Origin of the sequence: Corynebacterium sp. MSK297 (assembly GCF_030232885.1) — a bacterium.
Lineage (GTDB): Bacteria > Actinomycetota > Actinomycetes > Mycobacteriales > Mycobacteriaceae > Corynebacterium.
Genome location: NZ_JASPGD010000018.1, coordinates 1 through 11,329, shown reverse-complemented (window position 1 = coordinate 11,329; position 11,329 = coordinate 1). Strand labels below are relative to the sequence as shown.

Here is an 11,329-nt window from a genome sequence, read left to right as displayed (position 1 = left end):
TTTGTTGAGTGTTGGAAGAAAGAAAATCTCGAGGTTACCAGTTAAGGTCACTGGTCCGATATTCCAGCCCACTCCAATCCCGCCAAAACTTCAAAATCCCAGACTTGAGCGCCCGCGCACCACCAGACGAGATGGTGACCGGCGGGGTTGTGTTGTAGCCCCAGACGGTGCCTAGGTAGTGGACCACAATTCGCGCATCGTTCGCTGCGTAGTCGAGCAACCGCGGCAGATCCTCGCGTGACAGCGCTTCCATGTCCTCAATGGCAGCGCCAACGTCGAGCTTTTCAACACCACACGCATCACCGAGCGCTTCCAAACTCTTATGTTCTGGAGACGCCTGATTGCGAGTGTCACGGAAGACAACACTGAAGGGAAGAAGACGCCGGAACGATCCAAACCCTGAGGTACGAACGACACGGACCGGCCGCAGGCTCACAAGCCCGCCACCAGCGGATGTAAGTTCATGCAAGATGTCATCGCACCGACGTTTTGGACGACGGAAAGCGGTCGCATCGACGTTCAGAAAATGACCGGCAAGCACGATACGAATCGAAGCACGCTTGAACAACGAATCCCGTAGACGATCCTTACCAAGCTCAGACCGCAGAATCCCGCGCGGGTCCATGTCCGAGGTACCAATTTCACCAACATCTTTAAAACCGTTGGCGTAGCGCTCGAGTTTCCCAAGCAGAGAGATCGCGTAAAAGCAGCTATCAACAAGAAGCCGCTGTCCCTCAAGGGGCATAATCACGACTTCATGTTCCGTACCGTCGAGCGGATCAATCCAACTGAATTGGTAGCTCACAATGTCGCGGCGACCCTCACCGTCGTCGCTGACGAATTCGGTATCAAAACCGATGACGAGACGCTTTTCACCACTACCCATCGCGCGGACGCTAGCTAGAGAGCCAAAGTCAACACTCGTGAAATCGTCAGCGACGTCAGTTGAACCGGTACCATTTTGGACCTGGCCATCCGGCCAGGCCAAACTGCAGCCTCGTAGGATATTTTGGCCTGATCGCGTTCGAATGGTTTGACCTGCGATTTTACCCTCGATGTTCGAATGATCTTCATCATCATTCATTTGTTTGATGATGAGATCCGGGTCATTTTCATCCACGCCCAGGCATTTACGCGGTGTAAAACGACGGCTAAATCGGTCAATTTTCCACGCTGGTCCGACTGGAAATCGACCAACCGGGTGTCCCAACCGACAGCATCATTTTCGATTTGTTCGTAACGTTCACGAATCTCCGGTGATACATTGACAACTGAAGCATCTACGCTCCAGCTCTCACGGTTCACAGCGGTGGGGGCCGTTCCCTTTTGCATTATGCACCACCGCCGACAGCGCGAGCGCGGGTGAAATCGTCGAGGTCGGTGACCGCGTACACGACAGATCGACCGAGACGAGAGTAGCGAGGGCCTTCACCCTGGTAGCGCCAATGTTCGAGCGTTCGGCGCGACAGACCGAGATAGACAGCAGCTTCTGGTGTTTTCAGAAAAGCCGGGGACATAAAAAATCTCCTGGGATAGCAAAGCTATCCGGCAGGAGGTAACGCCTTCCCGGTTTCTATGTGTGGCGGTCTACGGTTCCCGTGCTCAAAAATTGCTTTACGTGGGTGCGACCCACTACCACTAAGTTCCTGTCAGCCTCGCACACGAGATTACCTTGCTTAGGGGCGCGATGAGCGACATCTCCGGATGTTACCGGCATGTGTACGATTTAGTTTCTTAGCGTCTTAGAAAGTTCTCTAGCAAAAACAAGAACTTATGCGCAGTGCCTACTGTAACGCACTTACCTTTACGATGCAAGTACCTTCCAACCCGGATCATAAAGTACGTTAAAGGGTATGAGCACTACAGCGAAAACCCGGATCGAACCGGGGCATACATCGATCGACCGAGCCACACCGAGAAAGACGAAAACCGGATACCAGCTGGACTGGTCAGTCCGATTACACGACGGCAGGATCATACAACGACGGTCGAAGGCAAAGACGAAAGGCGAAGTACGCGCACGCGCACGGCGCAAAGCCGACGAGCTGTTGTCTACAACCTCAACAGAGTGGACACCGCGTACACCGATGAACGTGTACATCGAGAAAGTCACACGGCCGAAAATCGAAGAGTCGTCGCAGCTCAAAGACCTATCAAAACGGCGTTATCTCGCATCGCTCAACCTGGTCGCGGCTGAACTCAAGGGCTACAGCGTTTTTGACGCGATGCAGTTCAGGGTGTTAGAGCGCACACTACAAGCGATCGCGCGCACACATCCGGGCAGCGTATCGAGTGCGAGAACCATACTTTCTACCTACATTGCCGACGCGCTGGTCCGCGACGGAGTCATTTCAGGCAACCCCATACGCGGGGCAAGGCTCGACATCCGAGCACAGGGGAAGGCCGGAGAAGGTGGTCGTAGAACACTCACTAACGGTGAATACGACGCAGTTGTACAGCACTTACTAGCGCGTGACGTTTCGGGACCGCTGATCGAGCCAAAGAAGGGCGGTGCGCGACAATCAACGATGAACGCGCATGCGCGTATCACACGGCTAACACTACTACAAGCAGTGACCGGCCTGCGCATCTCCGAAGCTAACCGGCTGCGGTGGAAGCACGTCGAAGACGACGGCGAGAACGTCATCATCAACGCGACGCGCGACATTGTTAAGGGGCGTCAGGGCAAAGAAAAAGGGCGCTATATCCCTATCCTGAGAGCCGACGTGACGGACTACTTGAGACAGCATCGCGAAGACGACGAGCGGTACGTAGTGGGGTCACCAACAACGACGGCGAAGCCGTGGGACGCGACCAACGCCGACGACAAGGTACCGGAGCTGTATCGTCAGATAGCCGACGAGACGGGCGTGACGATCCTTGTAGACCTGCGCAGTCATTCGTGGAGAGCGACGCTACACGGTGTGTACGCGGACGTAATGGACGCTAGGACACGGGCGGACATTTTCGGTCACACGGAGCAAGTCGCAGACGAGTATTACAACGACCGGGCCAACGTGGAAGCACTGATCCGCGCGACCGCACAAGCGAGGTCGTAGCGCTCAGTAGACGTACGTAGAAGTACGCTAAAAAGTACGTTTAAACCCTCAGTAACAGTACGTAGCAACACGTACATAGCCGTACGAAAAACGATTGAGACCTGCTACTACTTTCCAATACGTACAGGTACTGAAGTTATGCGTCAAGACCCTGGGTGTCGCGGGTTCGAGCCCCGTCAGCCACCCCAAAGTTACACCCTCTTGACCGCAGAAATGCTACCAAGAGGGTGTTTTTCGTATTGCTGCTGACCGCGCACCCTAGACAGCTAAATCGAGCGGCAAATCAGAGATATCACGGAGGCGTTTTCCCTCAATCAAGATGTTCAACATCGTAATCGCTTCATCGTTACCGACCTCGGCGACGGCTTTTTGCAATTCAGGAAGTGCAATGTGATAAAGCATGTCGATATCTCCTGTCCCTAACGCTAAAGACGCCAATCGAGATGGGCTCGGCTCCGCGGTCACCACCGTGATGTGCGGGGTACGACCTTTACGATTGCGGATGACGTTAAGTGCCTCAGATCGAGCGTTCTGTGCCCGGTCAGATCGCATTGTGAACTTGCAGGAGATCAGTGCGTGCACAATTCTATGGCGGGCTGGATTGCTTCCCTCCGCCCTAATAATTGAGTGGAGGGCGTTCTTTTGGTCGACAACTTCAGCGTCACGGTTGATCCTGGCATCCGGCTCTGCGTTACGGATAACCAATACATCAGGCGAAATCGTGTAACTATTGCCGAGCACCGTCTCTAGGGTTCTATCAAGTTTGATAGCCCTCGCCAGCTCATTCAGGTGTGTATAAGGCTCAAATTCCGCCAGATGATAAGCCCCTCGCTTACCGCCTACACACTTAACGTCCCAGTTTCCGGGACGAATTGGAGTCAAATATGGCAAAACTTCTCGCATGAAGTCCGCTACTCCGTCCTCAAACGCTTTGCCGCTGGTCTGGCCTGCCAGGGCTTCAACTGGATCAAGAGTACCAATCGCCTCCGCGACACGAAGTCCGATTTCTCTGGAACTAGCCTGACTCTTGTCTGAGAAGCTCGCCACCAAAAGTGGTTTATTATTGACCATTTTAGATGTAACGGACAACGTACCGCTTTTGATCAGTGCCGCATGCAGTCGCTTCCGCGCATCACTAATCAGCGCCATACTTTTCCCCTAAGTTGAGATCGATTTCGGCTTGCCCCGACCGAGGCTGTTTGTCAAGCGCATTCTTTAGGCTATTCCCGAGAGCGTGGGCAACCGGGGGCGGAAATGCGTTACCGACCTGACGCCACGCTGCTGTCTTGCCGCCAGTAAATTGCCAATCTTCCGGGAAACCCTGCAAAACCGCACCCATCTGCACGGTAAGACGCGGAGATTCATCTACAGGGAAATCCGCCCCGGGAGCCGCCTCAGCAATCGATGTACCGCGAACACCCAAGTTAGCCCACGCTTTCCGAGCCCGTGACGGGCCAAGATCTGGGCCGCCATGTTTCTTGGATCCACCAACCAAAGTCGGGCCGATAGAATTGGCTTTTGCAGACCATGCATCTACCCCGGGCCAGCCGTTTGCACCCATAAGCTCGTAGAGAGCTTCCCCCACGGTAACTGCACTGCCCTGGGCCGGTGTAGGCCAGGATAGATAATCCCAGAACTCAGACCGCACCGCCATCAACACAAACCGGGGGCGTAGTTGTGCCACCCCGAAGTGGGCTGAAGTTATCATTTGCCACATCGCTCTATACCCGAGTTCATATTCCAACTCATGCAAGATCGATTCCCGGTAATTCTGGAAACGTGGCTGGCCAAGACCGCGTACATTCTCAAGCAGAACCGCTTTAGGACGGGCATCCCGAACGAGTTCCAGCGCCTTTGGAAACAAATCGCGCTCATCATCAGCCCCAATTTGCTTGCCAGCAATAGAAAACGGTGGGCAAGGAACACCACCGGCTAAAAGGTCAATGCCTTCATATTCCCGCCCATCGAGCTCCTTAACATCCTTTTCAACGACATTCCAGCGTTGCTGAGGCTTAAGCCCATCATGGTCACGGTTAGCCCGGAGGGTATTACAAGCATGCACATCGTTCTCGACAGCGCCTACGTGAACAAAGCCCGCCCGTTCAAGTCCCAGGGCTTGCCCTCCTGCCCCAGCACAAATTTCCAACGAGGTATACATGCTTTCATACTAGGCCAAGTAAATAACACGAAAACAGTTTTTCGAATAATAGTTCGATCTAACGGCAGGTGTATAAAACCTGCACCCACAGCCACCCGCGAAACGGATCTCATTCTATGCACCACCACCGCATCGGAACCGATACCGACCAAAGACGACGTTTCGGACAATGCCGTCATTGTCGCGGTCGGATCGCACTCACCACAGGCGCGGGAGCTGGCATCTGATCTCGTTGCCTCCGCCACGGTCATCGTGGAAGACATGGGCGCTACCCTGCGCGAAGGCGGCGATATCATTCAGCCGCTGAACGAAGGCGTCATTAACAGAAACGATTTGCTGAGCTACGCCGACGTCGTCAGTAGAAAAGTGAACGTCACACGCAATAAACCCATCGTTTTCAAATTCACTGGCATGCCGTGGGAAGATCTCGCACTTGCAGAAGCAATCGCCGAGAAAGTATCCGCGCAGGCCTAATCAGCGCCACGTAAACTTGCACCATGGCTCACGCTCAGATCCCCCAGATTTCTGCTCGCGCGACCTCCCTGCGTGATCAAGTATCCGAATCCATCCGCGCCGGACTGATCTCCGGCGAGCTCGCCCCTGGCCAGATTTATTCGGCGCCACAACTGGCCGCGCAAATGGGGGTTTCCGCGACCCCGGTGCGCGAGGCCATGCTGTATTTCGAACGCGAGGGCATGGTCACCAAAATGCGTAATACCGGCTATAAGGTGACCGAGCTTTCCGACGAGATCCTCGACGGTGCCGCCGAGGCCCGCATCCTGTTGGAAGTGCCTACCATGGCGAAAGTCGCGCGGATCTGCACCGGCGAAATCGCAGAAAAAGTCGAAGATTTACGGGCGCTGGCACACGAGCTCAACGACGCCGCCGAACGCGGCGATTTGGTGTCCTATTTGCAAGCGGATCTGCGCTTCCATTGTGATTTCCTGGCGCTAGCCGGAAACCCGGTAATCGTGGAAACAGTATCCAGCCTGCGCACCCGCAGCCGTGTCACCGGCCTGCGTCGGCTCGCCGAAGCGGACAGTTTGGTTGCCAGCTCCCGCGAGCACGAAGCGATGATCGATGCCGCACTCGAGCAAGATGCCAACGCGATGGAAGCCATCGTGCGCACTCACATCGGGCACGTGCGTAAGGAATGGGCTGACTAAGCATTAGTTTTTGCGCAGCTTCGCATTTGTTTTTGCCGTCGCGGTTGCCTGCCACGGATCTTCCGGCCACGGGTGCTTTGGGTAGCGCCCTCGCATATCTGCGCGCACCCCGGCATAAGGCCCGGACCAAAAACTCGCGAGATCGTCGGTAATCGCTAGCGGTCGCCCCGCTGGCGAAAGCAAGTGAAACTGCACGCGCTTGCCGCAGTACACCGGCGATTCCGCCAACCCGAAGCATTCCTGCAGCTTGACGCTTGCCACCGGGCGCTCGTCGGACCAATCCAGGCGCACGCCGCGTCCCGACGGCACCGGCATACGCTCCGGCGCTAGCTCGTCCAACCGCGTGGCTTCGGGCCAAGGCAAAAGCCGCTGCAACGCGGGGTACAGATCAACCTTTCCAATCGGCATTCCCGCAGCGATCCTGTCTAATTCCGGAGCCAACCAGATAGCTGGATCTTCCGCCGCCACATCCGGCCACGGCAAGCCGTAGTGCTCGTGCAAATGGTGCAGCCGGTGGTATAAGTTGCTTGCCGACGCCGACCACTTGAATAAACCGAGTCCGTGTTCCCGAATGCTTTCTGCTAAAGCCTCGGCAGCGGCGTCGCCAGTGACATGCACCGGTGTCGAAGATAACTCGATTGCTCCGGCTAGTCGACGCTTTCTGCCTCGAATTTTGGCGCCGTCCACCGTCGCGGTTGTGGTTTCTTCCACTCCGATGGCTTCCAGGGCATCGTCTTCCGTAATCCGCGCGGCGGACCGAATGATCGCGTTTCCGGCGTTCGACAACGAAATCTCGGCAACCGCAAGCCAGTCTGCATCCGCCAGACCGGAATCCGACAACAAGCGCGCCCGCGTACCACTCGCCAGAAGATATTCGCGGCTAGTCCCAGCCCCAGAGCTAGGACCAGAGTTAGAGCCAGAACCAGGGCCGGATGCCCCGGCAGACACAGCGCGGGCTACTCGTTCGGGGAAAGCGGCAGCCACCACTGCTCCCGGATCCGCCGGCCCCAAATCTGGTACCAAAGCGTCCAGGCGCTGCACTAACCGTTTCTGGGCGTGCACCCGAGCGATATCTCCGCGCGGGTTCTCGTCCAATTTCGCGACGGTCTCCGCAGCCCCTGCACCAAAACGCAATAACGCGGCGCCCAGGCGCGGGTCCGTCGGCAAGAGAGCCAGTTGTTTCGTCGCCCCAATGCGCTGCAAGGTGGCGCGGGCAGTAGCCATCGCTGTGGCCGGCGGCTGGTCCAACAAGGGAAAATCCTCGCCAGCGCCCCAGGTATCCAAAAATAGGGCTGCTTGGGTGAGGTCCGCACTGAGAATTTCTGGGGTCGTATGCGGCGCGAAGTGCTGGTAATCTTCCTGCGAATAGCAGCACACGACGGTTCCCGGCCCCTCGCGCCCGGCACGTCCTGCGCGCTGATCGGCACTAGATTTGGAAGTCGACGACGTCACCAACCCCGACATTCCCCTCTGCGCATCACGCCGCGGCATACGAGCCAAGCCAGCATCGACGACAGCTCGCACCCCAGGCACCGTCAGCGACGATTCCGCGATCGAGGTTGCCACCACGATGCGCCTGCTATCGGTATATAACGCGCGGTCTTGCTCTTCGGTGGTTTGTTGGCCATGCAGCGGGAAAACCGGGAGTTTGGCGTCGACAAGCGTGGCTAATTCCGCACACACTTGGTTGACTTCCCGAACCCCTGGCACGAAAACCAACGTCGACCCTGCGCTTGCCGACGCTTGCTCGGCAGCCTGTTGCACGACGTGGCGGTAAAAACTACGCTCCCCTGCCGCCCGACCGGGCGCCGGAGCATAATTGATTTCCAGAGGATGAATGGCTGCCTCGGTGACGTGTATCGGTGCATCCATGAGCTGGGAAAACCGCTGCGCATCCACGGTGGCAGACATCGCGATCACGCGGAAATCATCGCGCAACTGGGCCAGCTCCAGGCACATGCCCAGCACCAGATCGGTATCGAGTTGCCGCTCGTGGACCTCATCAATCGCTATAGTTGCCACCCCAGGAAGTTCCGGGTCAAGTAATAAACGGCGGAGCAAAACCCCCGGGGTCACGAACTCCACCGCACTACCCGGCACGGATTCTCCCCGGATGGCATGGCCGACAAGCTTCGGCTGGCCGGAAAGGGTTCGCAGCCGATGCGCGGCCGCACGCACAGCCACTCGGCGCGGGGCTGTCACGATGATCTTGCCGACGTCGGAGGCTTCTCGTTCGCTGGGCGCGTTCTGTGTGGCGTAGTTTTGCGCCTCCTGGTTTGCCAGCGCCGGTGGAATCAGAGTGGTTTTACCCGTCCCCGGTGGGGCGTGCACGACGACGTTGCCGTCGGCAGGCAAACTAGCAATGCTCTCGGCAACAGGCAGGCCTGCACCGATGCGTGTGAGATCAAAAATGCGCGTCATAGTTATTCACGCATTCTAGTATTGATTCTAGTGCTGGTAGTCCCCGTTGTTGGGCTCGGCTACGACGCGGTCTGCCACCGTGCCTGGTGCCATCGCGTCTGACCAGGCGACTACTAGGAGCTGATCTCATCGGCATTACCCGCCGACCACGTTTCCCAGTCAATATTCCAGTCACCCAGCCCGTCGTAGCCCGACAGGGTGCCACCGCTGGTGTTTTTCACCTCGATGACGTCGCCGCGCTTGACGGTGTTCATAAACCACTGTGCATCGGCATCGGTGACGTTAATGCAGCCGTGCGAGGTATTAGATTTGCCCTGCGCCCACACCGACCACGGTGCACCGTGCACGTAGATGCCGGAATACGACATCTGCGTCGCAAAGTTCACCTCGGTACGATACGAGCCTTCGCCAGTCAGTCCAAAGGTCGTGGAATCCATCACCAGCTCATTGTGTTGATCGCCCACCAAATAGGTTCCGTTTGGGGTCGCATACTCCGGACGACCCAACGACACCGGCACGCTGCGCAGCGTCTCGCCATTACGGGTAACCGTCATCGTTTTGGTGGCATCGTTGACGACCGCGCGCACATCATCACCAATGGTGAAGCTCGCGGAGTTGTCCTTACTACCCCACATGCCATTGCCCATGTTCACGCCATAAATATCGGCGTCGACGCTGACCTTGGTTCCTGGCTCCCAGTATTCTTTCGGGCGCCAGCGCAGCTCACTGTTGCTGATCCAGTAGAACGCACCAACGGTGTCATTGGAAGTCTCAATAGTGATTGCATCCTGCACCGCCTGGCGGTCGTACACCGTGCCAGCGAAACGGAAGTTGATTGTCTGGCCGATGCCCACTGTGGAATCCGGAAGCGGCACCATCGACACAGCGGACTGGCTGGTTGGCTGTGGCGTCGTAAAGCTTGCCGACGCCGTGTTGCCCTCCACATCGGTGGCTTTGATGGTATAGCTGCGGTTATAACCGAGAACTTCGTCGGTTTTCCACGTTTTTCCGTCCTCAGAAAGAACAGATTCCACCTCGTAGCCAACCTCATTGACCATCGTGACGGACTTCAGCTTGTTTTCACCGGTGACCTCAACAGGAACGGTGGGGTTTACTTCCGTGGCGCCGTCTTTCACGCTGATCGACGGCGGGGTTTCCACACTCTGGCTTTCTGCTGCCGACGAATGCTGCGCGTCAGAACTGGTATCTGCGCAGGCCGCAAGGCCTAACACGAACCCTCCGATTGCGAGGGTGGACACTGTTTTAGACCAGAAGGTCAACGCGGAGCTCCTTTCGCAGCACACGGCTGCATCTTATTGATTACACCGTCAGGCACAATCTATTCATCACAGTTGAGGCTACTGGGACTAAGGCTGTTGGGATTGAGCCCGAGCAGTGGCAGCCCCGCCATTAAGCGTTGTTAAGCACTGCTCGGTGCTGCTAGGCCCTGTTTGGCACTGTTTGACAGTTCTAGCGAGATTAACCCATCAAAGCCGGGTCTCCGGTGCTTATGCGTGATGAGTTATACACTTGCAACCGAATCGTTGCATAACCAGGGTCTTATTAATCAATCGTTTCCCACACCAGTTTTGTTAGCACCGAAAAAGACACCGCTCAGCCACGGCATCATAAGACCCCAACATCGCCCCACAATGGACCAAAAAAGCAGCTCAGAACCATGATTTTTCTCATTCTTTAAGCTCTGCTATAGTACTTATTCGTTGCACACGATATGGTGTTTTACACAGAGTGTTCAACAGTAAGAGTTGAGAGATCAACACTTACGCGCCATTAGCTCAATTGGCAGAGCAACTGACTCTTAATCAGTGGGTTCGGGGTTCGATTCCCTGATGGCGCACTCTTGTGAAGTCTCGAGACATCGTTCCTATTTCGGTGTCTCGAGACTTTCTTCGTTTTGGGGTTTCGCCATTTTCAAGCCATTCAAGAGATACGCCCGTAGCGAAAGAAATTGCGATTAGCACGGGCCGTTTTAGATCTCTGACGCCTTGCTCGGCATTCCCTAACGTTGCTCTAGACACACCAATCAATTGAGCAAGCTCTACTTGACTTAACCCCGCGTGTTCCCGCGCGCGCTTTAGCCGGTCCTGCACTCGCCATTCTGGTATTTGGCCCTTTACGTTAATTGCTTTGGTCATAGTGCTAACTTTAAATTGAATGATCAATATTAGCAAGATGAATAACCTTTATACCAGCATCTCTATGCAGGTCACTAAATAATAGCTGCATGACACTTAGTGGCACTGCTAAAAATTAGCCATGGACCAATGTATTACGACACAGGAAGCCGCGAAAATTCTCGGTATTGCCGTGTCGACTCTGACCTGGAGAACACGCAACGGTCACATAGACCCGGTTGAACAGCTCAACGGCCGCCAATGGTTGCGTCCTTTAGTGTGGTGTATCTGTAACTGACGGTGGGCCCTCATCAATGATGCCGACGGCCACCGTAGTACCTTTCGATTCCATAACCACACTTCCTCGAAAGGGATAACCACGATGGCCGC

At 55.9% G+C, this 11,329-nt stretch carries 11 protein-coding genes and 1 tRNA gene; 5 read left to right on the top strand and 7 right to left on the bottom strand.

Features of this window, described 5'->3' with window-relative positions; translation table 11 throughout:
- Positions 1-34: 34 nt before the first annotated feature.
- Positions 35-1,120: a hypothetical protein gene (locus tag QP888_RS10820; RefSeq protein ID WP_284813571.1), complete on the bottom strand. Its 1,086-nt coding sequence runs from the start codon at positions 1,118-1,120 to the stop codon at positions 35-37.
- A gap of 211 nt (positions 1,121-1,331) precedes the next feature.
- On the bottom strand, positions 1,332-1,517 hold the full coding sequence (locus tag QP888_RS10815; RefSeq protein ID WP_121910508.1) for a helix-turn-helix transcriptional regulator: 186 nt from the start codon (positions 1,515-1,517) through the stop codon (positions 1,332-1,334).
- Between the two features lie 576 nt (positions 1,518-2,093).
- On the opposite strand from QP888_RS10815, the gene QP888_RS10810 reads away from it, so the two are divergent.
- Entirely contained in the window at positions 2,094-3,059 is a 966-nt protein-coding gene (locus tag QP888_RS10810) for a tyrosine-type recombinase/integrase (RefSeq protein WP_240482825.1), read from the top strand.
- 258 nt (positions 3,060-3,317) lie between these two features.
- Here the strand turns inward: QP888_RS10810 and QP888_RS10805 are convergent, their stop codons facing one another.
- Both QP888_RS10805 and QP888_RS10800 read right to left on the bottom strand, forming a co-directional pair.
- Positions 3,318-4,208: an NgoMIV family type II restriction endonuclease gene (locus tag QP888_RS10805; protein ID WP_284813570.1), complete on the bottom strand. Its 891-nt coding sequence runs from the start codon at positions 4,206-4,208 to the stop codon at positions 3,318-3,320.
- The gene (locus QP888_RS10800; RefSeq protein WP_284813569.1) at positions 4,195-5,217 is read right to left on the bottom strand and encodes a DNA cytosine methyltransferase; all 1,023 of its coding nucleotides are present in this window, start codon (positions 5,215-5,217) and stop codon (positions 4,195-4,197) included. Before QP888_RS10800 ends, QP888_RS10805 begins: the two co-directional genes overlap by 14 nt.
- On the opposite strand from QP888_RS10800, the gene QP888_RS10795 reads away from it, so the two are divergent.
- Both QP888_RS10795 and QP888_RS10790 read left to right on the top strand, forming a co-directional pair.
- A complete protein-coding gene (locus QP888_RS10795) occupies positions 5,116-5,691 on the top strand; it encodes a hypothetical protein (RefSeq protein ID WP_284813568.1) in 576 nt (191 codons plus the stop codon). The genes QP888_RS10800 and QP888_RS10795 overlap by 102 nt on opposite strands.
- 23 nt (positions 5,692-5,714) lie before the next feature.
- Positions 5,715-6,383, top strand: coding sequence for a GntR family transcriptional regulator (locus QP888_RS10790; RefSeq protein ID WP_284813567.1), 669 nt, complete (start codon positions 5,715-5,717; stop codon positions 6,381-6,383).
- Positions 6,384-6,386: 3 nt separating this feature from the next.
- Here QP888_RS10790 and QP888_RS10785 read toward each other — a convergent pair whose 3' ends face one another.
- Together QP888_RS10785 and QP888_RS10780 are read right to left on the bottom strand one after the other, a co-directional pair.
- Positions 6,387-8,795, bottom strand: coding sequence for an ATP-dependent RNA helicase (locus QP888_RS10785; protein WP_284813572.1), 2,409 nt, complete (start codon positions 8,793-8,795; stop codon positions 6,387-6,389).
- A 122-nt stretch (positions 8,796-8,917) separates the two neighbouring features.
- Positions 8,918-10,063 (bottom strand): L,D-transpeptidase, encoded by a 1,146-nt coding sequence (locus tag QP888_RS10780; protein WP_284813566.1) that lies wholly within the window; start codon positions 10,061-10,063, stop codon positions 8,918-8,920.
- 526 nt (positions 10,064-10,589) lie between these two features.
- On the opposite strand from QP888_RS10780, the gene QP888_RS10775 reads away from it, so the two are divergent.
- Positions 10,590-10,662: transfer RNA gene (locus QP888_RS10775), tRNA-Lys, on the top strand.
- Here the strand turns inward: QP888_RS10775 and QP888_RS10770 are convergent.
- Entirely contained in the window at positions 10,628-10,960 is a 333-nt protein-coding gene (locus QP888_RS10770; protein WP_284813565.1) for a helix-turn-helix transcriptional regulator, read from the bottom strand. The two genes, QP888_RS10775 and QP888_RS10770, sit on opposite strands and share 35 nt — an antisense overlap.
- A 121-nt stretch (positions 10,961-11,081) precedes the next feature.
- Here QP888_RS10770 and QP888_RS11225 point away from each other — a divergent pair, with 121 nt between their 5' ends.
- On the top strand, positions 11,082-11,237 hold the full coding sequence (locus QP888_RS11225; RefSeq protein WP_350338249.1) for a helix-turn-helix domain-containing protein: 156 nt from the start codon (positions 11,082-11,084) through the stop codon (positions 11,235-11,237).
- Positions 11,238-11,329 lie beyond the last annotated feature (92 nt).